Below are 22,124 nucleotides of genomic sequence, written 5' to 3'. Positions count from 1 at the left end.
TTATCCGCGTGGGATGTCTTGTCGCCGGCGACCGCGTCGGGCCGGGTGCGTGGGCGGCCGACCGGGCCCCGGACCTTGACTTCGTCCAGGACCGGGATGAATCGGGGGCTGTCAGCGGCCTGTCCCTCGGTCAGGACGAAGGAGAGCGGGCGGCAGCGCGGATCGGAAGAAGGGTGGACCTTGGTGGTCAGGTGCGCAGACGGAACATCAAGGCGGTGATCCCGCAGAAGGCCGACCAGACCGCCAACCGCAAGAAGCAGATGCACGGAAAACACTTATAATGTCCGATCTGCATCTTGGCAGTATCCCAGGCCTCCGCGATGCCTCCTGTCAGCTACTGGCCACTTTGCCTGAACTACCGCTATGCGTCGGATACTTCAGGCCGACGAGAGGCACATTCACCCAATGCGAATACGTTCAACGCTGCGGTCCTTGGGGATCACAGGCGTGTGCTTGCAGTGGTCGCAGAGGGCGGTTCCCTGTCAGGTTCTTGTGTTCAGTCCTGCGGGTCGCGTACCTTCCCTGCGGTCAGGATGCTGAGCTGGTAGGCAGCTGCTCACTAGGTCCTGGCCGCCGAAACCCCGGCGCACGACGTGCCCCGCCTTGCCCCGCACGGCGCCGTCCGAGGGCCGAGGCGAAGACCCAGCGGTTGGCCGCCAGGGCGTCGTTCGGCTCCGGGCGGGGGCCGCGGCCGTGCAGGGCGGTGAAGTCGTACGGGGTGTGGAGGGCCACCGTCCAGCCCCGTTGGGCGAGTTCGCCCGCCGAGTCGGGGCGTGGCTCGTTGTCGAACAGGGCGAGCAGGTCGATGCCGATCCGCTGCCTCGCCGCGGTATAGACCGGGCCGGCCCGCACCTGCGGTGACTCGGCGATGTCCTTGATCTCGTACGCCAGGGAGCTGCCCGCCGGGCTCAGCCGGTTGATCGTGGCCATGAGGTGGCGCTCGGCCTGCGCCGGGAGGTAGAGCAGCAGGCCCTCGGCGAGCCAAGCGGTAGGTGCTGCGGGGTCGAAGCCCGCGGCCAGCAGTGCCTCGCCCCAGTCGAGCCGGAGGTCGGCCGCGAGGGTCTGGCGCCTGGCCGTAGGGGCGGCCCCGGTCCGGTCGAGCACCGCCTGTTTGAACGCCAGCAATGCGGCGGTGTCCACTTCGTGGACTACGCAGCCCGGCGGCCAGTCGAGCCGGAACGCCCGGCAGTCCAGGCCCGCCCCCAGCAGGACCACCTGCCGGACGCCCCGCTGCGCGGAGCGGAGCAGGTGGTCGTCCAGGACGCGGGTGCGCAGGCCGAAGTACCGGCCGAGCCGGCCCCACAGCGGGTCGGCCTCACCGGCGGGCACCTGTTCCGGACGGACAGGCCAGCTGGCAGAGGCCGGTGCCGCGCGTACGAAGTGTTCCGCGAACGGGTCCCGGGCCAGGCCGTCGGGGCGGTGGCTTTCGATGGCACGGGCTGCGGCCACCAGGAGGGCGGTGCGACCCACGCCCTCGGCCACACCGGCGTTCAGCCCGCCGGAAGGACGCACGACTGCTCCTCGGGTCGCAGCATGGGCGCGGTCCATGCCTGCGGGTCTTCCGCGGTGGTGGTCCGGGCGCCGTACACGGCGCGCATGAACCGCAGCACGGCGTCGTACGGCAGGTGCAGCGCGGTGGTGCAGTCCGTCAGGACGGTCACGTGGAAGCCCTTCTGGAACGCCGTGCGGGCGGTGGAGTCCACGCACACGTCTGCGTACAGTCCGGCGAAGACCAGGTGGCGCAGACCCCGCGCGGCGAGGTACTCCTCGAAGCCGTCGGCCAGGAAGGCATCGAAGCAGGCGCGTTTGGTGAACACCCGCTCGTCGACGGCCGGGGCAACGGCGTGGAACCGGGCGCCCCACGAGCCCTCCAGGCACTTGGGCTGCTTGCCGAGGGCACGGTCCCGCAGCCGCCAGCCGGCCCCTTGGAACTCGGGGTCGCCGACGAACCGTACGAAGAGCACCTCCACGCCGCGCTCGCGGGCCCTGGCCACCGCGCGGACACAGCCGGTGATGGCTGTGTCCAGCGTGGCGGGGTCCTTTCCGAAGCGGGCCAGAGCCGTCGGCCCGGTGCAGAAGTCGTTCTGCAGGTCCACGACGACCAGGGCCGTCCCGTCCGGTTCCCCGCTGTTCATGACCCGCCGACCAGGGCGGCGTCCTTCGGCTCCCCGTCGGCTTCAGGCACGTCGAGCACGTCGAGCAGGGCGTCGACCACGGCGGTGGTGGAGTGCCGCCCCCCGATGTCCGGAGTGTGCACGCTCCGCTCGTCCAGAGTTCGCAACGCCTGCTCGGTGGCGCGTACCGCTCCGGGGCATCCGGCGTGGCGTTCCGCGACGAGCGCCGCCGCGCGAATCGTCGCCACCGGGTTGACCCGGTCCTGCCCGGCCAGGTCGTCGGCGGACCCGTGCACCGTCTGGTACTCGACCAGGCCGGCCAGCCCGGGGTCGAGGCAGACGTTCTCGGTGCAGCGGTTCTCCTGCCGGTCGGAGCCGAACCGGTCGAGCAGCATGACGTGCATGATGTCGGCCCACTCGTTCCCGGCGACGATCAGCGTGCGGTCGGGCAGGCCGTGCGTGATCAGGTTGCGGTTGACCGTGTCCGGCTGGAACAGGTCGATGCGAATGCCGAGCCGGTCCGCGAGTTCGGACACCCAGGCATCGAGGGCGCCGTCCAACAGATGGAACTTGTAGGCCATGACGATGCGATCGAGGTGTCCGTCCGGCCACTCGTGCTGGGCTCGCCGCAGGGCGTAGGTGATCACGGCCTCGGTGATCTCCTGGCTGAAGGTCATGGTGCGGGTGACCTCGCCGGGCGTGTGCCGGTTGTCCCCGGTGTAGAAGCCCTGGGCCTGATCCCGTACCAGGAGCAGGGAGCGCCCAGCGTCGGTGAGAAGGTCGACCTTCACGGCGCGAAGCCGCTGCCGGACGAGGTAGAGGGACTGGGCGTTGATAGCGGTGCGGAAGATCGCCTCGGTGCCCTGCCCGGCCCGGGTGCGGCAGAACCGCTCGTAGTGGTCCGCGTCCTGAGCGGTCAGCGTCCGGATCCTGGCCACGTCCCGTTCGGCACGGAGCGAGACGTACGAGTGGTAGAGGCGGGGGGAGCGCTCGATCGCCACGCCGTGCGGGTGCCGTGCGGTCAGCGCGCTGAGCACGTACTCGAAGACGTCCGCGAGCTCCGGTCCGGTACCCCGCCCGACCGCCAGACCGATGGCGAGCTTCCCGCTGCGTACGGGGGCTGCCTGTGCGGGAATCCGGGGGTGAGTCATCGGGCCGCGCCTGCGGTGAGGTGGTCGCCGGGGATGCCGGCCTTCTCCGGACGGTAGTAGTCACGGATGCCGTCCGCCCAGGTGATCACGGGGATACGGTCGCCGTCGACCGGCATGAAAGCCTCGAACAGGGCATCGATGTTGGGACTCTGGAAGCCGATAGCCGTCATCAGGGCGGTGAAGTGGGGACGCTCGACGAAGCCGTCGCCATCCGGGTCGCCCATGGCCGCCAGGGCTTCCGCGAACTCGTCGACCGTACCGTCGAACCGCTGAGGGTCGAGCACGATCGCGGTGAACTCCTCCGCGCTGATCCGACCGTCGCCGTTGGCGTCCAGCTCGCGGACGAGCGTCTCCCAGTAGCGGCGGAACGCGTCAAGCATCCTGCTCTTTGCCTTGCCGCCGGCCTCGGGAACCGCCGCGATGACCCGCTTGCCCATCAGCTCGAAGTCCTCCGACTCCAAAACACCGTTGTCGTCGGCGTCGAACAGGGAGAAGACGAGCTCAACGCGGTCGTTCGCCTGGGTGGTGGGCATGCTGTGTCACCTTTACTGAGCGCTGTTCGGTCGGGACGCCACCGGATCCCGGGCCCGGCGGTGCCACCACGATCGGCTCGCCACCGGGGCCTTAGCGGAGAAAGCCGGGCACGTGCACACGAAAGAAGGAAATCCGCTGCTTGGCGCATGAAGCAGCACGCCCCTGGAAAGCGCCGCCGTCCAGGAGCGTTCGCGGCCTGCTCCTGGGCCGCCCGCCGCACCTGCTCCCGCTACTTCTCCTCCGCGCGGGCGCCGACTGCCTCCAGCGGGATCTGCGGGCCACTGCGTCCGAAGCAGGGCCCCGGCAGTTCCTCGTCAAGGCTCCCGAGCAGCCGGTCGACCGGGACGAGCAGCATGCAGCCGATCCGCAGGGCGGGGTGGGGTGCGACAGCCCGCGGTCCGGCGGCGAGCGCGTCCTCTCGCCGAGCACCCGGTTCGCCGCGGACAGCACGAACTGGCCCAGTTCGGTGGGTTCGACGCCGATCCTGCCGCGGGCGAACAGTCTGGGCTCCGTGGGACGATGGTAGTTGTAGTAGTCCTCCCACTCGCGGAGCTTGCCGGTGACATCCTCGGCGTCGCGCAGGACCGCCAGGCGGTGTTGTGCCTGACGGAGACGCCGGCGCCGGCAGCTCCAGAGCGTCGGCGAGCTTCTGTCGCCGGGCTATTTCACGGTGATGCGCTGCAGGTCGGTGCCGACGAGCGCGAGGCCGCCGTAGCCCTGCTGGGCCCAGCATTGCCATTTCCATACGTCGAGGGGGTCGCGGGCGAAGTCGATGAGGCGGGTCAGGACGAGGCGCTTCGCGCCTGACTCCTCGGCGATGGTGCCCACCTTCTGCACCTCGACGTGCGACTCCAGCATGTGGCTGTGCAGGGCGGGCGGCAGCTCGGAGCCCCGCAGATTGATCGCCTCGTGCACGAGCAGGTCGGTGTCCCGGGCGAGCGCGGGGATGTTGGTGGGGGCGGGCGGTGTCGCCGGAGAACGTGACCCGAGTCGAGCTGATCACCGGCCTGGCCGACGCCAAGCCCTCGTTCCAGGCGCGACTTCGGGGCCGTACCACCCTGCCACTCGTTCTCGTGCCGGCGGTCGTAACGCTACAGCGTTGATCCCCAGTTCGGGCGATGTACATCCCTTGACCGAAAAGGTCGGCTCGTACGGCGATCGTGCACCACAATCGTTGCCGCGGCCCGATCCCCGCGGCCGAGCAGGCCCACGTCTCCCGGACAGGTCAGGTACAGGTGTGAAGCAGGCAGTTCCGGACCCGGCCGTCGCCGGCATCGCCCACAACGTGGCCGAGAGGCTCGACGTGCATGTCGCGGCGACGGTCGAACGGATCTATGCGGAGGTCGAGCACTACCGGGACGTGCCGCCGGAAGACCTGGCCAAAGCGGTCAGAGACAACATCACGTTCGTCCTGTCGTGTCTGGCCGGATCCGGGGAGAATGTGGATCTCACCTCGGCCTCAGCGACCGGCCGGCTGCGTGCCACTCAGAGCGTGCCGCTGCCAGAAGTTCTCCGCGTCTTCCAGATCGGATTCATCACCATCTGGGAACGCCTTCTGACCGAAGCCGAAGAGTCGGGTTCCGGGGCCCAGTCCGCACTGCTGCACGCCGCCACCGACTACTGGAAGATGCTGGACAACTACACCCAGGCCGTGACCATCTCCTACCGCGACGCCGTCGCGGAACGGCTCATCGAAGCGGACCGACGCCGTTCCGCACTCGTCGCCGCCCTCGTCGAAGGCCCGCCTCCGGGCGACGAAACCATCTGGGAGATCGCCCGGATGCTCGACTTCCCGTACCGCGGATCATTCCTCGTAGTCACTGCCGAGTCAGAAGCCGGCAATACCGCACCATTGCCGGGCCTGGACGCCAAATGCCGTGCACTGGGCGCCGGATCGGCCTGGCGCTCACAGCTCGGACAGGAGTTGGGCATTCTCTCCTGCCCTTCACCACCTGCCATGCAAGGCGTCCTCGAAGCCCTTGAACTGGCCGCCACCGGGCGCGTGGGAGTCAGCCCCGTCTACGACCGCCTCGACCGGACACCCCGCGCGCTGCGATACGCCCAAGTCGCACTCGAGTCCCTGCCCGCAGGCACCTCGGCCGTCCGGCAGCTGGTCGACACACCGCTGACCGAGATGGTCATGACCAACCTCGAGACAACCCGGCGCGCCGTCAACCGCATCCTCGGCGGCGTGCTGTCCCTGCCCGAGAGCGACCGCACGACCCTACTCGCCACCGCCCGCGCCTGGCTCGACGCCCATGGGTCTGCGGCCGAAGCCAGCCGGGCCCTCTACTGCCATCAGAACACGGTCCGCTACCGCATGCACCGCCTGGAGGAATACCTGCGAGGTCCCCTCGAGGACCCCAAGGTTGTCGCCGAACTCGCCATGGCCGTCGACGCCGTCGTTACCTTCCCCACCCTCCTGGACAGCAGACCGGTCCAGGTACATCCCACTGGTGGGTGATCTTGACCTTCAGGAACTATCCTCAGTTCCTCGGCTTCCCCCCGTCATCGCTGTGTCAGCCGCACCAGCGTGCTGGCTCGTTCACTCACCGGCACGTTCAGCGGCAGGCCTTGGGTGAGCAGCGTTGTCGCGAGGTACTCCTCTCCTGTCGCGTCATCGACATAGGTGCCGGTGGGAACCAGTCCGGTGAGGCGCAGGCTGCGGTCCTGTCCCCAGGCGATCACGACGATCCGCTCGCCCGCCCGGTACTGCACGGCGTCGTGGAGGCGGTACTGCTCGCCGAACTGGACCACCGGGCGGATCTGTTTGTAGAGCGCCACGAGGTCGCGCGCCTCGGCCAGTTCTTCGTCGGTCCAGGCGGCGAGGTCGCCGCCGATGCCCAGGGCTCCGGCCATCGCGATGTGGAAGCGGTAGGTCAGGTCGCTGCTGCGGCCGGTGTGCGGGTTGGGGCTGTCGGTGACCCAGGCGGACATGGTGCGGGCAGGGTAGATCTGGCTGTAGCCGTGCTGAATGGCGATGCGGTCCACGGCGTCGGTGTTGTCGGAGATCCACGTCTGGTCCGTGCGGGCCAGCATTCCCAGGTCCGCCCGGCCGCAACCTCTCGCACAGCCCTCGATCCGCAGACCCGGATGGGTGCGGCGGAGGCGGTCGATCACCGTGTACACGCCCCGTGTGTGGCCGGTCCACAGCCGTTCCCCGTCGGGGTGTCCTGGCCAGCCCGCCTCGGTGAGGGCGCGGTTCATGTCCCACTTCAGGTAGTCGATCGCGTAGGTCGACACGAGCCGGTCGAGCCACTGGAAGGCCCATTCGGTGACGTCGGGGTGGGCGAAGTTGAGGACGAGCTGGTGGCGCAGTTCGGTGCGCCGACGGTTGGGCATGTACAGGACCCACTCGGGGTGGGCGCGGTAGAGATCGCTGTCCGGGTTGGTCATCTCCGGCTCGACCCACAGGCCGAAGCGCATCCCCCGGCGTCGGATGTCGTCGACAAGGGGGGCCAGTCCGTGCGGGAAACGTGCCGGATCGGGGTGCCAGTCGCCGAGGCCGGCGCGGTCGCTGGTGCGCTTGCCGAACCAGCCGTCGTCCACGACGAAGAGTTCGACGCCCAGGCCGGCGGCGCGTTCCGCGAGGGCTCGCTGTCCTTCCAGGGTGACGTCCCAGCCCGTGGCTTCCCAGGAGTTGTAGAGGACTGGCCGCTCCTCGTCCGGGCCGGGCAGAACGTGCGAGGCGATGTAGTGGTGCCAGCCCCGGCTGGTGCCGCCGAAGCCGTCCCGGCTGAACTGCCCTGCGAACACCGGGGTCCGATGCGTCTCGCCGGGTTCGAGGCTCCAGGTCAGCCCCTCGTGCCCGGCACCGCCGGTGACGGTGAACGGCCCGCCGGTGTGGTCGCGGTGCGCGGTGATCCGCCAGCTCCCCGACCAGGCGAGGACCATGCTCCACACGTCCCCGCCGGTCTCGTCCGCGTCGCCGGCGTCGACCATCAGCCAGGGGTTGCCGAAGTGTCCTGAGACCCCGCGGCGGCTGGTGAACACGGTTTCGGCGTAGGGCGCTTCGGTGCGGCGCAGCTGCGTCTCGCCGCACCAGTCGCCGACCGTGTGGCTGATCCTGGTGCCGGAGGCGGCCGGGACGGACCATGCCGCGGCGTCGCACCGCAGGATCTCTATGGGCTCCCGGGCATCGGGGTCCAGGTGGCTCAGCGTCAGGAACCGTTCGATGACGTCACTGTCCGCGTGGACGGTGTAGTGCAGTGTGCAGCCGAGCGGGTAGTGGCGGTCGCGTAGCCGCAGGTCCAGTGTGTCGCCGTTTATGTCGTGACCCTCGTAGAGCCATTCGACGCCCCGGGATCCGTCCGGGTGCCGCACGAGCAGGGACGGCACGCCGAACCTGGCGCCGCCCTCGACCCCCAGTTCCTCCCCGCTCGTCGAGGCGAAGCTGGACGTGAGCCCGTCGTACGCGGGCAGCATCGCGGCCTGATCGAGGGTGAGCGGAGCGCCCCAGTGGACGTGCTGCGGTGCGTCCTGCGCGCCGATGCGCAACGCGTATGAGGCGGATGGGGTGTTGAGCAGGAACGTGCGGCTGGACGCGTCGAAGAACACCTACTCCGCGGCGACCTGCGCGTAGTGCAGAGCGCGGTTGGTCTGGTCGAGCCGTTCGTACAGAGGGCTCACACCCACTCTGCCGGTCGCGGCAGCCCGTACGGCGTCAAGGACCCCGTCGACCTGCCGTCGCGGCGGGCAGGAGAGCACCCCGACCTCGGAGCCGGGTCTGGCGCGCCATGCGGAACCCACGCCGAGTGCGCGCAGGCCCCGGTCCAGCCCCGGCAGGGGTGGCTCACCACTGACCGGGACCTCCGCCGTCACGACGAGGAACCGTCCCTGGAAGGGGAACCCGAGCATGCGCGCGACCTCCCACACGCTGTCGCTGTTCACGGAGGGGCCGCCGATGAGTTCGGAGACCAGTGCGGAGCGTCGCCGGTCCGTCTCCACCATGCGTTCCGCGCAGGCCTCGCGGTAGGCGTCGGTGAGGGCCGACGAGTAGACGTCGGCCAGCTCCCAGATGTAGGACGCGGAGTCCAGCAGGGCGTCAGGGACGTCGCCGCCTGCCTCCCGGGCCGCGTCGAGGAGTTGTTCCCAGAAGTAGCGGAAGTTGATCTGGTACGCGCGCAGCACTTCCGGCAGCGGAGCGTTCTGCAGGGCGCGCTTTGCGACCGGTGTCCGCGGGGCCCGTCAAATCGACGGTCGAGGAGGTGGGATCGGTGAGGTGTTTGAGTATGTAGGAGACATTCCCACGCATCGAGGCATGCAGGTCTTCGGGGCCCACGACCATGGACCGATAGAAGTCGATGCTGTCGTAGGTTTGTTGGGACATCGCAGCGGCGATGGCGTCGAGTCTGACCGTCAGTGACTTGGCGAGTTCGGCCACCAGGAAACGCGGTTCGGTCGTAGTCACGGAGCGAGCCTAGAGCAGCCGGAGCCGAGGCAGTCCCGCAACGACCGAGGGCAAATGAGGTCCTTGTCGACGGCGACAGAGGTCTTTGTCGGCGCAGACCTGGTGCGTGCCACCGGACAGCTGTGAGGATCACCGCGTTGCATCCGAACTGTGTGTGAAAGCGGAATCACGTGAGCAATCTCGCCTCTGTCCTGACCGACGCGGCCAAGCGATACCCGCAGCGGCCGGCCCTGTGCGTCGAAGGGACAGTCCTGACCGTGCTCGAGCTGGATGAGCTCAGCGCCCACGTAGCGGGGGGCCTGCTGGCCCACGGGGTGCGCCCCGGCGACCGGGTGGAGGTGAGGTTGCCGGGGCTGTTGGTCTTCCCCGTCCTGTACTTCGGGGCGCTGCGCGCCGGAGCAGTCGTCGTCACGACCGTGGCCGCGACCAGCCGACCCGGCACGGCGAGGCCGAGGGGTGCGGCTCGCGGCGCACGTCTGATGTTCGCACCGACTGAAGCTCTGCTGGTCGCAGACGAAGGAGCCGGCGATACGACGACCGTCGTCCGGGTGGGCCCTGACTTCCTCACTCAGCTGAGGTTCTGGCCTCAGCATTGCGGTGTCGTCGACCGCGACGACGATCATGTCGCGATCCTGGTCGACACCGGTGACCAGGGGCACCCGACCCAGCACCACGTGCTCACGCACGGGGCTGCGCGCACAGACGCCGCAGCCGCCGCCCGCCGCAGGTGCCACGACCGATTCTGCACGTGACGTCTCTCAGTCCGTGCCGCACTTCTGTGCGCCCGTGAGCTTCCCGTCTCCCGACACGGTCGCTCGTGCTGTCGTGTCTCTGTTCATGCCGCCCCGCCAGCCGGTCTGCGGCCTGGCTCCGTCTCTGAGTCGACCGTCCTGAGGTCTTCGGATGTGAGTTCTAAGCATCAGGGGCGTGTGTGGTGCGAGCTCCGACGCCGCCACCGGCAAGCGGGGAATGGCGTTGAGGTAGCCGTGAAGCCCCTTGCAGTGACGTTTCTGCCCTGTGCCGGCCAGCGGCCGGCGCAGAGCGCACTCGATGGGGGCAGGAAGAAGGGGAGGGTACGAGGGTGCGGACGGGCAGGAGTATCGCGGGGAGCGAGCTCGGGCACGGGAGCGTGCGGACGGCTGTGATCGGCCGGGAGCAGGAGACGGCCTCGGTGGTGGAGTTGCTGGCCGGGCACCGGCTGGTGACCATCACTGGGCCTGCCGGAGTGGGAAAGAGCACCGTGGCGGCAGCGGCGGTGGCGTCGTCGGCCGGGTGGGAGTGCCTGACGCAGGTGCGGTGGCAGCATGCCGGGCCCGGGCGGATGGGATCCCTGGCCGCCGATGTGATCACACGCCTGACCGGCGCCGCGCCGCACGGGCCCGTCGCCCCGGTGCGGGCGGCGCTCTGTCTGCCCGACGCGCCCACGCTGCTGTGGCTGGACGACGTCGACCCCGTGCACAGCGAGTGCGTACAGCTGGTGCAGCGGGTACTGCTGTGGGCGCCTCAGACGTCTGTTCTCGTGACATCACGTACAGCGCTGGGTCTGGACGCGGAGCGCACCGTGCGCCTCAGCGGTCTTCGTGTCGACCACGCCCCGGACGAAGCGGGGCCGGCACCGGCCGTGGACCTGTTCCTGCAACGCGCCGTCCCCCGCGACAGTGCGCCGGACCTGGAGAGTGTGGGTGAGGTTTGCCGGCTCGTGGACGGGCTGCCGCTGGCCGTGGTGCTGGCTGCCGAGCAGACCGCGCACCTGCCGGTGCGGGAGCTGGTGCCGCTGCTGCGGCAGGGGCAGGGATGGCTGAGCAGCGGGCGCCCCGCGGTTCCACGGCACCGGTCGCTGCGCGACGCTGCCGGCTCCGGGTGGCTGCTGTGCGACGGGGCTGTACGCACTGTGTGGGCGCGGGCGAGTATCTTCGCCGGGCTCTTCACCGAGGCGTCGGCGGTCCACATGTGCGCGGGAGGGGAGATCGAGCCGACGCATGTGCCCGCGTGCCTCCTGCAGTTGGCGGCCCTGGGCGTCCTCGAAGTGCACGGTGAGGTGGGTTCCGTGCGCGGTCACCGCTACCGGATGACCCGCCTCGCCCGGGAGTTCGGCACCGAACGCCTCACCGAGCAAGGCGAGTTCCCTGCCGCGGCGCTGCGTCGCTCGCAGTGTTGGGCGCGGGTGGCCGCCGAGGCCGAGAGACTGTGGGCCATAGGCGCGCAGAGCCGGGCCGTACGCCTGGTGCTCGACGAGTACGAGGAGATCGACGCGATGCTCAGCCACGCACGCACCGCGCCGAGCCTTGCGCCGGATGCCCTCCGGGCGGCTCTGCACCTGTGGTTCTGGTGGGGAGCCTGCGGCCGGGCCGAGGAGGGCGCCACACACCTGCTCGCTCTCCTCCCTCACTGCGAGGACGGCGCGCTTCTCACACGTGGGCAGTGGCTGGCCGCCTGGCTGAGCGTCGGCACCGCCCCCGACACCGCCCACGCCCTGCTGGCCGATGCCTGGCACAACGCCGTCCTGGCCGCAGACACCGCGACCATCGGCCGCATCGCACACGCCCACGGTCTCCTGGCCCTGCAGGAGCATGATGCCCGGGGTGCGGCCGACCACTTCGCACAGGCCGCCGACACCATCCCCGCCAACGCACCCGGTGGTCCCCCCGCAACGCTCAGCCAGGCATCCCTCTCCCTGGCCCAGACACAGTTCGCACCCGCCGCCGCCCGCCGCAGCGCCTGCCGCACCCTCGCCCAAGCCCGCCTGCGCCACGACCCGTGGGCACACCAGGTCGCCCGCTACGCCCACGCCTGCACCCATCACGCGCTCGGCCGTACGGGACGAGCCTGGCACACCGCACATCGCGCACTGGCCGACACGGACGACGCCCCGCCCACGTGGCAGAGCACGACCGCGCTACGCCAACTCCTCGCCGACATCGCGGCCGGTTCTCCGGCCCGCACGGACCCGCGCCCGGTCCTGATACCTCGCGCCTCGACGCCCCTGCGCGTGCCGCACCCCTTCGGCCGCGAGCTGCGTCTCGGCCGCGAACCGTCCCCGCATCAGCCGCCCCGTTGAGACCGAGCGCCAGAACGGGACCCCATCCACAGCAGAACCAAAGAGCTACCTGCCCGGCACGTCAGGGCACCCTGGGAATGAGCTGACGATCAGGTCCGCAGGCTTCTTTTGCCCACGCACGATCACGGAACGAGTCGGTTTCGGGGCGCGGCAGCCCGCACGCTGGCTCCATGACAACGCAGCCAGCGTCAACTGCGGGACGGGCGCATCCTGAATGCTTTAGGCGTATTCTCCCCGTTATGTCCCGTAAGCGGTGTGGCTGGTGCGGCGCCCCGCTCCCTGAGGAGACGGCAGGCCGCAGGCAGTACTGCCAGGCAGAGCACCGGCACGCGGCCAAACGCGCCCGGCGCAACTGGCGCAAGGCAGCCCAGGCCCGGGACAGGGCGTCCGCAGCCAGTGAGGCCCTGACCCTTCAGGCGCGGGCTGTGGCCGAACGTGTTCAGCAAGTACCGTCCCCAGGACCCGACAGGGGATGGCACAGCGAGGCGGTAGCGCACGTACCGGAGCTGGCCAGACAGCTGGTCGAAGCGGCGGTGCAGGCGGACCTGCAGGCGGGAGCCGGCTGGGCGCAGATCGGCACGAGCCTGGGTATCAGTGTCGAAGCGGCGCGCGGCCGGTTCGGACGGATCGAGTCGACCGGTACACGCCATGCGAGAAACTCTCCGCACTCTGCCGACTACAAGACTTCCGGTGCGGGTGTGCAGCGCCTGGATCCGATCATGACCGATGTGATGCGCGAGACCGGTGCGTCGGTCGGTCTGCTGTACCTGCCACAGCCCGGGCAGCAGATGCTTCAGCTGGCGCTGGTCTCCGGCGTATCGCGGCAGCTCATCGCACCATGGACCCGAATACGCGCGGATACTCCTCTCCCCGTTGTGGACGCCATTCGGCAGCGCGGTCTGGTGTGGCTGGCCAGTCAGCAGGAGATAGCCCGCCGCTATCCCCTGCTCGGGGTCACTCTGCCGTACGACTTCATGCTTGCTGCCGCACCGCTCGCCGGCGGCGAGCAGGTGTGGGGCGGCATCGTCCTGCTGTGGCCCGTCTGGCACCCGCCACAGCTCGACGAGCGCGAACGTCAAGCGATCACCACCCACTGCCGCCGAGCGGCGGAACTCCTCGATCAGGCCACAGCACTGGGCCGCCCTCTCCTGGCTCCCGAGAAACCTCGAGTCCTTGCCACACGTCCCTCCCAAGCGCATCCGGCCCAGGCCATGGCCGCGCACGGCTTCGCCGAACGTCTGCCCGTGGGCTGCTGCGCTCTCGATCTCGACGGCCGGCTCACGTTCATCAACTCCGCTGCGGCACGCCTCGTGGACGCCGGCGCCGCTTGTCTGGTGGGCAGGCGACCGTGGGAGGTACTGCTCTGGCTGGACGACCCCCTCTTCGAGGACCGCTACCGAGCGGCAGTAATCACCCGCCAGCCCATGTCCTTCGTCGCCCGGCGCCCCCCAGACACACCGCTCCTGTTCCAGCTCTACCCCGACGACAGCGGTGTCAGCGTCCACATCACCCCTGCACAGTCAATGGCGGCGGGCGGGATGGAAGCGCAGCCGAGGCCGCAGGATGAGCCCGCCAGCGCCGCTGCTCTCTACCATCTGACACACCTGGCAGCAGCGCTCGCCGAAGCCACGGGCGTCCAGGATGTGGCAGAACGGGCCGCCGACCACATCGTCCCGGCCTTCGGCCCCCAGGGCATGATCCTGATGACCTCGCAAGAGGGCCGACTCCACGTCATCGGTCATCGCGGCTACCGTCCTGACTTCGTCCGCATCGTCGACGGCAGTGCCCTGGCTTCCGCCACTCCCGCCACCCACGGCCTGTCGACCGGCACTCCCGCCTTCTTTCCCACCTTCACCGAACTCGAGCGTGCCTACCCCGGCGCGCCCCGCTTCGAGCAGCGAAGCGCGTGGGCCTTCCTGCCTCTGTTCTCCTCCAGCCGTCCCATCGGCATGCTCGTCCTCTCCTACGACCAGCCCCGGCCCTTCCCTCCGGCAGAACGCGCCATCCTCACTTCCTTGGCAGGACTGATAGCTCAGGCTGTGGATCGCGCCCGCCTCTATGACGCCAAGCACGCTGTCGCCCACGCACTGCAGACCGGCCTGCTACCCCGAGCCCTGCCCCGCATCGACGGTCTGGAAGTCGCCGCCCGTTACCTTCCGGCCGGCCACGGCATGGAAGTCGGCGGCGACTTCTACGACCTCATCCGCTGCTCCTCCAACCAAGCCATGGCCGCGATCGGAGATGTCCAAGGCCACGACACCGCTGCTGCCGCGCTCATGGGCCAGGTGCGTACTGCCGTCCGTTCACACGCATACGTGGAAACGTCCCCCGGCAACGTCCTCGGCCGCACCAATCACCTCCTCGCCGACCTCGACACCGAGCTGTTCACCAGCTGCCTGGTCGCCCACCTCGATCCCTCCCGCCACCTCGCACGACTCGCCAACGCTGGACACCCCGCACCGCTGCTCTGTCACTCCGACGGACACGTCGAAGTGCTGCGTCTGCCCCCCGGGCTGCTACTCGGCATCGAACCCCATACCTACTACCCCACAACCGAGGTGTCCCTCCGACCCGGCTCCGTACTCGCCCTCTACACCGACGGACTCGTGGAAGCCGCCGGCACCGACATCGACCACGCCACCCACGGCCTCGCCCAATATATGGCCCAAAACCGGCACCACGACCTGGAAGACCTCGCCGACACCCTCATCCGCCACGCCAAGCAAGGCATCCCCGGTCACGACGACATCGCCCTCCTACTCATCCGCCCAACCCAAGAGGCGGACCGAAGCCCGATGAGGCACAAGACAGCGTTGGCGAACGCGCCCCCCAAATCGACTTCGGTCAGCGGGATACAGCGGGTCGTCCCTAACGGGTAGCACCTGGGAGCCACGCTGATGATCGGCGCAGGCGTTTCCGCACGCCCGACTACCAGCGCCGGTCTGCACGCCCTCTTCCCTACGTTTCCTCGTGACCCGGCGCGCCGTGGAACTGTGTGCGCCGTGCCACGTCTAGGAGGCGGGCCTGGCACCTCGACGACGATCTCGCCTCCGTTGCCCAGGCCCGGTCGGACGTCTCGCGGCAGCTGGCAGCATGGAATCTGCGAGAGCTGGAGTTCACCGCCGAACTGGTAGTCAGTAAACTGGTCACCAACGCCATTCGTTACGGCGAACCGTCGATCCGCCTGCGGCTCATCCGCGGTCGCACCCTCATGTGTGCGGTTTCCGATGTCAGCGGTACGACTCCCCGTCGGACTTCTCCCGGAGGCAGCCCTGCTGTAGCCGACCTCGCAAAAGGTGCCGTGACGGGATCAGGCAGCGGCTGCGGCGAGGTCGAGGGCAATGTCGGTGATCATGTCCTCCTGGCCGCCGACCATCCCCCGTCGGCCGACCTCGACAAGGATCGCGCGAGTGTCGACGCCGTAGCGGCGGGACGCGGCCTCGGCGTGGCGCAGGAAGCTGGAGTAGACGCCGGCGTAGCCGAGGGTGAGGGTCTCGCGGTCGACCCGTACCTCGCGGTCCTGGAGGGGGCGTACGACGTCGTCGGCGGCGTCCATCAGGGGGAACAGATCGCAGCCGTGGTCCCAGCCCATCAGGTCAGCGACCGCGATGAATGCCTCCAGCGGGCAGTTGCCGGCTCCGGCGCCCTGGCCGGCGAGGGAGGCGTCGACGCGGGTGACGCCGTTCTCCACGGCGACGACCGAGTTGGCGACGCCGAGGCCGAGGTTGTGGTGGGCGTGGATGCCGATGCCGGTGGCCGGGTCGAGGACGTCACGGTAGGCGCGGACACGGTCGCGGACGCCGTCCATGGTGAGCCGGCCGCCGGAGTCGGTGACGTACACCGCGTGGGCTCCGTAGGACTCCATCAGCTTGGCCTGACGCGCGAGCTCGGCGGGTTCGGCCATGTGGGACATCATCAGGAATCCGGCCACGTCCATGCCGAGGTCGCGGGCGGCGGCGATGTGCTGGGCGGAGATGTCGGCCTCGGTGCAGTGGGTGGCGACGCGGACCGAGCCGATGCCGAGGGCGTGGGCCCGGCGCAGGTCGTGCAGGGTGCCGATGCCGGGAAGCAGCAGGGTGGTCGGCACGGCGTGGGTGACGGCGTCGCAGACGGCCTCGATCCACTCCCAGTCGGTGTGGGCGCCGACGCCGTAGGTGATGCTGGAGCCGGACAGGCCGTCGCCGTGGGCGATCTCGATTGCGGCGACCCCGGCGGCGTCGAGGGCGGCGGCGATGGTGCGGGCCTGGGCGACGGTGTAGCGGTGGCGGACGGCGTGCATGCCGTCCCGCAGCGTCACGTCCTGGACGTAGAGAGCGGTCATCGGGAAGCCACCTCCGTGGCGATGGGGGTCGCCCCGCTCGGGCGGTGCCGGGAGGAGGGGAGGGCGGCCACGCGCTCGGCGGTGCGCAGCGCGGCCGAGGTCATGATGTCGAGATTGCCGGCGTAGGCGGGCAGGTAGTGGGCGGCGCCCTCCACCTCGAGGAAGACGGACACCTTCACGGCGCGGGACCCGCCGGGGGCGAGGGTGCGCAGGGGGTCGTCGTCGGCCACCCGCTCGAACTGGACCTTCTGCTTGAGACGGTAGCCGGGCACGTAGGTCTGCACGCGGGCGACCATCTCCTCCACCGAGGCGGTGACCGCAGCGTCGTCGCACTCGCCGACCAGGCAGTACACGGTGTCGCGCATGATCAGCGGGGGTTCGGCCGGGTTGAGGACGATGATCGCCTTGCCCCGGGCGGCGCCGCCCACCTTCTCGATGGCCGACGAGGTCGTCTCGGTGAACTCGTCGATGTTTGCCCGGGTGCCAGGGCCGGCCGAGCGCGATGAGATCGAGGCGACGATCTCGCCGTAGTGGACCGGGGTGACGGCGGCGACGGCGGCCACGGCCGGGATGGTGGCCTGGCCACCGCAGGTGACCATGTTGACGTTCGGCGCGTCGAGGTGGGCGTCGCCGTTGACCGGCGGGACGACGTAGGGACCGAGCGCGGCCGGGGTGAGGTCGACGATCCTGCGGTCCATCGCGCGCAGGACCTCGTCGTGGCGGCGGTGCGCACCGGCCGAGGTGGCGTCGAAGACGATCTCCACGTCCGCGAACTCGTCCAGCTTCACCAGACCGTCCACGCCCTCGTGGGTCGTCGCGACCTTCAGGCGACGGGCGCGGGCCAGGCCGTCGGAGTCGGGGTCGATCCCGGCCATGGCGGCGATCTCCAGTGACTCCGACAGCCGCAGCACCTTGATCATGAGGTCGGTACCGATGTTGCCCGACCCGATGACGGCGACCTTCGTGCTCATGCTCCGGCTCCTTCCGTGGCGGCGGACGCAAACGCGGTGGTGACCGTGCCAAGCCCTTCGATGTGCGCGGTGAACGTGTCGCCCTCGGCGGCGAGGGCCATCGGGCCGAGCGCGCCGGTCAGGACGATGTCTCCGGCGCGCAGTGGGTCGTCCAGCCCGGCGAGGGTGGAGGCGAGCCAGAGGGCGGCGGCGAGGGGGCTGCCCAGGCAGTCGGCGCCGGTGCCCTGCGAGACGGTCTCGCCGTTCTTGGTGAGGGTCATCGTCACGGCGCGCAGGTCGACGCGGTCCAGGGGGACGGGGGTGCCGCCCAGGACGTACAGGCCGCAGGAGGCGTTGTCGGCGACGGTGTCGACGATGGTGATGTCCCAGTCGGCGATCCGGCTGTCGACGATCTCCAGCGCCGGCAGGGCGAACGCGGTGGCCCGCAGCAGGTCGGCGACGGTCGGGTCCCCGTGCGGCAGGTCGTCGCCGAGGACCAGGGCGACCTCGGCCTCGACCTTGGGCTGGAGGAGCCGGCCGGGGGCGATCGGCTGTCCTTCGGGCACCGCCATGTCGGCGAAGAGGACACCGAAGTCCGGCTGGCCGACGCCGAGTTGCCGCTGCACGGCGGGCGAGGTCAGGCCGATCTTGCGGCCCACCAGCCGGCGGCCTGCGGTGACTCCGTGCTCCACGTACAGACGCTGCACGGCGTACGCGACCTCGATGTCCCCCTCGGGGAGCAGGGTGCGCACCGGCGGACACGGCTTCCCGGTACGAGCGGCCTCCGCCAGGACGGCCGCCGCCTCGGTCACGGCGTCGGCGGACTCGGGGGCGTTCACAGCCGCCCCCGGCGGAGACCGGTGCGACAGGGCTGAGCGGACATGGAGGTACCTCCGGGTGGAATGCTGGGGAGTCATGGGGCTGCGGGAAGGGCGGTGGCTGTTCGCCGTTCTGCGACAGATATAGGCGTCCGGTCCGAGTAGCGGCAAAATACGTTCCATGACACGGAACAGCGCGCAGGGGAACATGCTCGACAAGGCGGCAGGCGTCCTCGACTGCTTCCGCCCGGACGGCGGTACGTTCCGTCTCACAGAAATCGCCACGCGTACGGGACTGGCCAAGACGACCGCGTTCCGCCTCTGTGCCGACCTGGTCCGCCTCGGCCTGCTCGAACGCGACGGTGAGGGTTACCGGCTCGGCGGCAGGCTCTTCGAGCTGGGTTCACTGGTGCCGCGCCGCCTGGACCTGCGGGAGGCGGCGCTGCCGTTCCTCCAGGACCTCTTCGAGGCCACCCACGAGACCGTGCACCTCGGCGTACGAGAGGGGCACGACGTCGTCTACGTCGAGCGGATCCACGGCCACCAGACCCTGCCCCTGCCCTCCCGTATCGGCGGGCGGCTCCCCCTGACGTGCACTGGCGTCGGCAAGGCGCTGCTGGCCTTCTCCGGCTCCGAACTGACGGACGAGGTACTGACGGGACCCCTGCCCCGGCTCACTTCCCACTCGGTCACCGACCCCGCGCGGCTGCGCACCGTGCTGGAACAGATTCAGGTCTCCGGACTCGCCTACGAGGAGGAGGAGGCGGCCCTTGGCGTCAGCTGCATCGCTTCTCCCGTCTTCGACGGTCCGACAGCGGTGGCGGCACTGTCGGTCGCCGTGCCGCTCGCCCGGTTCGGCCCCGCGCAACTGGCGCCCGCCGTACGGACGGCCGCCCTCGGCCTGTCCCGGGTGCTGCGTTCCGGCGGCGCCGCGTCGTTGGGTACCCGGAGTTGACGTGAGCAGCACCACTGACGCCGACGGGTGGCGGCACCTCGGCGAGCACGCCCCACGAGGACCGCGACGTCACGGTTCGTTGCCCGGCCACCGGGCCGGAGACACGCGGATCAGTCGGACGCCGGCGGTTCCTTCGGCGCCCGGAAGAGGCAGCCGATCGCGGTGGCGAGGACGATGACGGAGACGGCGATCAGAGAGGCGGAGAGCCCGTCCATGAAGGCGGTCTTGACCTGGTCGGCGAGACCCGCGCCCTGAGTGCCAAGCTGGTCGGCGACGTGGAGACCGGCGGCCGCTGAGTCGCGTACCGACTCAGCGGCTTCGGCGGGGAGCTGGTCGACCGTGGCGGGCAGGTTGGAGCGGTAGTGACTCCCGTAGATGGAGCCCATCAGGGCGATACCGACGGCCGATCCCACCTCGCGGGTGGTGTCGTTCATGGCGGAGGCCACTCCCTGCTGGCCCCGGCCGAGGGAACCGGTAATGGCGGCCGTGCCGGTGGCGCCGGACAGGCCGATGCCCAGGCCGGCCACGACGAGGCCGCCGAGGAAGGGCAGGTAGCCGGAGCCGGTGTCGAGCCGGGAGATGATGAACAGGCCGGTGGCCAGCAGGAACAGCCCGGCGGTGATGGTGACCTTCATGCCGGTCCGCCGCACCAGGTGCGGGGTGGCCTGGGAGGTGGGCAGGACGACAACAGCGACGGGGACGAGTGCGACTGCGGCCTTGAGCGGGCTGTAGCCGAGGATGAGCTGCAGGTACTGCAGGCCGACGTAGAAGAACCCGAAGACGGCAAGGAACTGTACGAGTACGGTGATGGCGCCGGCCCGGAAGCCGCGGATGCCGAACAGGGCCGGGTCGAGCAGCGGATGGTCGTGGCGCCGTCCGAGCCAGGCGTACGCGGCGAACGCCAGCACCGTGACAACGAGGGCGGCGATCACCACGGGTTCCGTCCAGCCCTTCTCGTTGCCCTCGATGATGGCGAAGACCAGGGTGCCGATGCCCACGGCCGTGCTGACGGCTCCGGACACGTCGGGTCGGGAGGGGTGCTCGTCCTTGGTGTTGGGCGCCAGCACGAGGGCTGCGACGGCGGCGGCCAGGGCGACGATGGCGCTGCTGACGAAGATGGACCGCCAGGAGTACCACTCCATCAGGGCGCCGGCGGCCAGCATGCCGAGGATGGCGCCTGCCGCGGCGAAGCCGGACCAGACGGCCACGCCCTTGGCACGCTGCGCCGGAGGGAAGGCCGCGGTGATGGTCGACAGGGTGCCCGGCATGATCATCGCGGCTCCGACGCCCATGACGACGCGCCAGATGATGAGGGTGGTCGTGGTGTCGGCGAAGGAGGCTGCCAGGGAGGCGGCGCCGAAGACGACGGTGCCCGCGATGAGGACGTTGCGGCGCCCGAACCGGTCGCCCACGGCGCCCAGCGGCAGTACCAGCGCGGCCAAGGCGACGGTGTAGCCGTCGGCGATCCAGGTCAGGGAGCTGTTGGAGGCCGAAAGGTCGACGGCGAGGTCGGGCAGGGCGAGGTTGAGTGCGGAGACCGAGGCGACGACGAGGATCAAGGACAGGCACATCGCGAACAGCACGCCCTGGTGACCGGCCCGCCCCGTGGCGACGGCTGAATGCTCCCGGTCGCTCGTGGAACTGGATGCGCTGGACATGGTGACTCATTTCATTTGGTGCTGGGCTGGACGAGCTTGAAGAAGAAGCGTGCTGCAGCGCGTTGGGCCGACTGACGCAAGCGCGCCGGAACCGGCGCCGGGGGTGCCGGGTGGCGGTGCGTGGCCAGGCGGGGGAAGAGGGCTTCAGCGTTGGTGCGGTTGACGGCCTGGAGCGTGCCAGGGTCGACCCCGGAGTCCAGACCATTGGCGAAGTACTGGCCGGCAGGAGTGGGAGCGAAAGGCCAGTCACTGCCGAACAGGACGTGCCCGGGGCGGGCAAAGGCGAGGAGGGTGGGCAGCGCTGCGGGGCTGGAGGACAGGGCGGTGTCGAAGTAGAAGGAGCGGAAATCCTCCAGGACGTCCAAAGGGCTGCGGCCGGTGTCATTGGCGAGGGTGACGGCCATGCGGTGGGAGGCGTAGGGGACGAAGCCGCCGGCGTGACTGAGGAGGAACCTGATGTTCGGATGGCGTCGGACGATGCCGTTGCGGACCAGGAGGTAGGCAGCGCGGGTTGTGTCGAGCAGGAAGTCGGCGGCGAAGGCGGGGATGCCGTCGACCGGGACAGCGGGCAGTTCGGCCGGGTGGACGAAGACCACGGCGCCACGGTCGTCGAGGGTCTGCCAGAGGGGCTCCTGCCCGTCGGCGCCGAGGTAGGTGCCCCCGCTGTTGGCGAGCAGGGTGACACCGTCGGCCCGCAGGTCGTCCAGTGCCCGCGCGGCCTCGGCGGCGCAGGCGGCGATGTCCGGCATGGGCAGAGTGGCGAAGTAGCCGAAACGGCCGGGGCGGTCGGCGGCCAGGGAGGCGGAGTACTCGTTGAGCCGGCACGCCAGGTCCGCGGCTTTGCCCGGATCCGTGAGGAAGCCGGCGCCGGGGGCGGAGACGGAGACGATCGCGGTGCCGACGCCCAGCAGGTCCATCACCTCCGCGGCCGACTCGGGACTCCAGTCGGGCAGGGCCCGGCCTCCGACGTCGACGATGCCCGCCTTGACCAGTTCCTCACGATAGAAGGCCGGCACCAGGTGCTGGTGGACGTCGATGCGCTGAGCCGAGGAAGTCATGAGCGACCTTCCGTGCGAGGGGATGAGGCGCGCCGTTGCCGGCTCCGTCCCCCTGCCGGTCGGCTTCGGCGACACGGCCCGGGAACGAAAGCTAGTG

At 70.0% G+C, this 22,124-nt stretch carries 18 protein-coding genes and 1 pseudogene; 5 read left to right on the top strand and 14 right to left on the bottom strand.

All coding sequences use genetic code 11. The features are described 5' to 3' along the window. Nucleotides 1-17 precede the first annotated feature (17 nt). From ACZ7MF_RS11640 to ACZ7MF_RS11610, 7 genes and pseudogenes are all read right to left on the bottom strand, one after another. Nucleotides 18-191 (bottom strand): annotated as a pseudogene (locus ACZ7MF_RS11640) (IS5/IS1182 family transposase); the annotation flags it as partial. Nucleotides 192-528: 337 nt separating this feature from the next. Then, nucleotides 529-1,548 carry a class I SAM-dependent methyltransferase gene (locus ACZ7MF_RS11635; protein ID WP_471476052.1) on the bottom strand — a complete coding sequence of 340 codons (1,020 nt, stop codon included), beginning with the start codon at nt 1,546-1,548 and terminating at the stop codon, nt 529-531. Continuing rightward, complete coding sequence (locus tag ACZ7MF_RS11630) at nt 1,491-2,135, bottom strand: cysteine hydrolase family protein (RefSeq protein WP_471476050.1); 645 nt, start codon at nt 2,133-2,135, stop codon at nt 1,491-1,493. Before ACZ7MF_RS11630 ends, ACZ7MF_RS11635 begins: the two co-directional genes overlap by 58 nt. Further along, complete coding sequence (locus ACZ7MF_RS11625; protein WP_471476048.1) at nt 2,132-3,265, bottom strand: isocitrate/isopropylmalate family dehydrogenase; 1,134 nt, start codon at nt 3,263-3,265, stop codon at nt 2,132-2,134. Before ACZ7MF_RS11625 ends, ACZ7MF_RS11630 begins: the two co-directional genes overlap by 4 nt. Further along, nucleotides 3,262-3,798: an EF-hand domain-containing protein gene (locus ACZ7MF_RS11620; RefSeq protein WP_471476047.1), complete on the bottom strand. Its 537-nt coding sequence runs from the start codon at nt 3,796-3,798 to the stop codon at nt 3,262-3,264. Before ACZ7MF_RS11620 ends, ACZ7MF_RS11625 begins: the two co-directional genes overlap by 4 nt. A gap of 230 nt (nt 3,799-4,028) precedes the next feature. Beyond that, nucleotides 4,029-4,154, bottom strand: a complete 126-nt coding sequence (locus ACZ7MF_RS11615) for a hypothetical protein (protein WP_471476046.1) — start codon at nt 4,152-4,154, stop codon at nt 4,029-4,031. A 305-nt stretch (nt 4,155-4,459) separates the two neighbouring features. Continuing rightward, the gene (locus tag ACZ7MF_RS11610) at nt 4,460-4,714 is read right to left on the bottom strand and encodes a hypothetical protein (RefSeq protein WP_471476044.1); all 255 of its coding nucleotides are present in this window, start codon (nt 4,712-4,714) and stop codon (nt 4,460-4,462) included. 322 nt (nt 4,715-5,036) lie between these two features. Here ACZ7MF_RS11610 and ACZ7MF_RS11605 point away from each other — a divergent pair, with 322 nt between their 5' ends. Next, on the top strand, nt 5,037-6,263 hold the full coding sequence (locus ACZ7MF_RS11605) for a PucR family transcriptional regulator (RefSeq protein WP_471476043.1): 1,227 nt from the start codon (nt 5,037-5,039) through the stop codon (nt 6,261-6,263). Nucleotides 6,264-6,307: 44 nt separating this feature from the next. On the opposite strand, the gene ACZ7MF_RS11600 is transcribed toward ACZ7MF_RS11605, so the two are convergent. Together ACZ7MF_RS11600 and ACZ7MF_RS11595 are read right to left on the bottom strand one after the other, a co-directional pair. After that, on the bottom strand, nt 6,308-8,356 hold the full coding sequence (locus ACZ7MF_RS11600) for an alpha-galactosidase (RefSeq protein ID WP_471476041.1): 2,049 nt from the start codon (nt 8,354-8,356) through the stop codon (nt 6,308-6,310). Continuing rightward, nucleotides 8,357-8,929 carry an RsbRD N-terminal domain-containing protein gene (locus ACZ7MF_RS11595; protein ID WP_471476040.1) on the bottom strand — a complete coding sequence of 191 codons (573 nt, stop codon included), beginning with the start codon at nt 8,927-8,929 and terminating at the stop codon, nt 8,357-8,359. 450 nt (nt 8,930-9,379) lie between these two features. On the opposite strand from ACZ7MF_RS11595, the gene ACZ7MF_RS11590 reads away from it, so the two are divergent. The 3 genes from ACZ7MF_RS11590 (at nt 9,380) to ACZ7MF_RS11580 (ending at nt 15,146) form a co-directional block, all read left to right on the top strand. Continuing rightward, complete coding sequence (locus ACZ7MF_RS11590) at nt 9,380-9,961, top strand: AMP-binding protein (protein ID WP_471476039.1); 582 nt, start codon at nt 9,380-9,382, stop codon at nt 9,959-9,961. A gap of 377 nt (nt 9,962-10,338) precedes the next feature. Next, on the top strand, nt 10,339-12,267 hold the full coding sequence (locus ACZ7MF_RS11585; RefSeq protein ID WP_471476037.1) for an ATP-binding protein: 1,929 nt from the start codon (nt 10,339-10,341) through the stop codon (nt 12,265-12,267). 425 nt (nt 12,268-12,692) lie between these two features. Then, a complete protein-coding gene (locus ACZ7MF_RS11580; protein WP_471476036.1) occupies nt 12,693-15,146 on the top strand; it encodes a SpoIIE family protein phosphatase in 2,454 nt (817 codons plus the stop codon). Nucleotides 15,147-15,577: 431 nt separating this feature from the next. Here the strand turns inward: ACZ7MF_RS11580 and dmpG are convergent, their stop codons facing one another. Genes dmpG through mhpD form a run of 3 tightly spaced genes read right to left on the bottom strand, consistent with a single transcriptional unit; the run spans nt 15,578 to nt 18,377 of the window. Next, nucleotides 15,578-16,588 (bottom strand): 4-hydroxy-2-oxovalerate aldolase, encoded by a 1,011-nt coding sequence (gene dmpG, locus ACZ7MF_RS11575; RefSeq protein WP_471476034.1) that lies wholly within the window; start codon nt 16,586-16,588, stop codon nt 15,578-15,580. After that, nucleotides 16,585-17,559, bottom strand: coding sequence for an acetaldehyde dehydrogenase (acetylating) (locus ACZ7MF_RS11570; RefSeq protein WP_471476032.1), 975 nt, complete (start codon nt 17,557-17,559; stop codon nt 16,585-16,587). The genes dmpG and ACZ7MF_RS11570 overlap by 4 nt, the downstream gene beginning before the upstream one ends. After that, complete coding sequence (gene mhpD / locus ACZ7MF_RS11565; RefSeq protein ID WP_471476031.1) at nt 17,556-18,377, bottom strand: 2-keto-4-pentenoate hydratase; 822 nt, start codon at nt 18,375-18,377, stop codon at nt 17,556-17,558. The genes ACZ7MF_RS11570 and mhpD overlap by 4 nt, the downstream gene beginning before the upstream one ends. Before the next feature lie 187 nt (nt 18,378-18,564). On the opposite strand from mhpD, the gene ACZ7MF_RS11560 reads away from it, so the two are divergent. After that, entirely contained in the window at nt 18,565-19,311 is a 747-nt protein-coding gene (locus tag ACZ7MF_RS11560; protein ID WP_471477221.1) for an IclR family transcriptional regulator, read from the top strand. 110 nt (nt 19,312-19,421) lie between these two features. On the opposite strand, the gene ACZ7MF_RS11555 is transcribed toward ACZ7MF_RS11560, so the two are convergent. Both ACZ7MF_RS11555 and ACZ7MF_RS11550 read right to left on the bottom strand, forming a co-directional pair. After that, nucleotides 19,422-20,969: an MFS transporter gene (locus ACZ7MF_RS11555; protein ID WP_471476029.1), complete on the bottom strand. Its 1,548-nt coding sequence runs from the start codon at nt 20,967-20,969 to the stop codon at nt 19,422-19,424. A gap of 11 nt (nt 20,970-20,980) precedes the next feature. Further along, nucleotides 20,981-22,027: an amidohydrolase family protein gene (locus tag ACZ7MF_RS11550; RefSeq protein ID WP_471476027.1), complete on the bottom strand. Its 1,047-nt coding sequence runs from the start codon at nt 22,025-22,027 to the stop codon at nt 20,981-20,983. Between the last annotated feature and the right edge of the window lie 97 nt (nt 22,028-22,124).

The organism is Streptomyces sp. NPDC111628 (genome assembly GCF_055635195.1).
The sequence above is the reverse complement of the archived record's forward strand: the minus strand, read 5'-3'. Positions and strand labels throughout refer to the sequence as shown.

Coding starts and splice junctions, on each gene's coding strand:
- ACZ7MF_RS11635 (WP_471476052.1), bottom strand. CDS start 1,548: ATGGACCGCGCCCATGCTGCGACCCGAGGAGCAGTCGTGCGTCCTTCC.
- ACZ7MF_RS11630 (WP_471476050.1), bottom strand. CDS start 2,135: ATGAACAGCGGGGAACCGGACGGGACGGCCCTGGTCGTCGTGGACCTG.
- ACZ7MF_RS11625 (WP_471476048.1), bottom strand. CDS start 3,265: ATGACTCACCCCCGGATTCCCGCACAGGCAGCCCCCGTACGCAGCGGG.
- ACZ7MF_RS11620 (WP_471476047.1), bottom strand. CDS start 3,798: ATGCCCACCACCCAGGCGAACGACCGCGTTGAGCTCGTCTTCTCCCTG.
- ACZ7MF_RS11615 (WP_471476046.1), bottom strand. CDS start 4,154: ATGCTGCTCGTCCCGGTCGACCGGCTGCTCGGGAGCCTTGACGAGGAA.
- dmpG (WP_471476034.1), bottom strand. CDS start 16,588: ATGACCGCTCTCTACGTCCAGGACGTGACGCTGCGGGACGGCATGCAC.
- ACZ7MF_RS11570 (WP_471476032.1), bottom strand. CDS start 17,559: ATGAGCACGAAGGTCGCCGTCATCGGGTCGGGCAACATCGGTACCGAC.
- ACZ7MF_RS11560 (WP_471477221.1), top strand. CDS start 18,565: ATGCTCGACAAGGCGGCAGGCGTCCTCGACTGCTTCCGCCCGGACGGC.
- ACZ7MF_RS11555 (WP_471476029.1), bottom strand. CDS start 20,969: ATGTCCAGCGCATCCAGTTCCACGAGCGACCGGGAGCATTCAGCCGTC.
- ACZ7MF_RS11550 (WP_471476027.1), bottom strand. CDS start 22,027: ATGACTTCCTCGGCTCAGCGCATCGACGTCCACCAGCACCTGGTGCCG.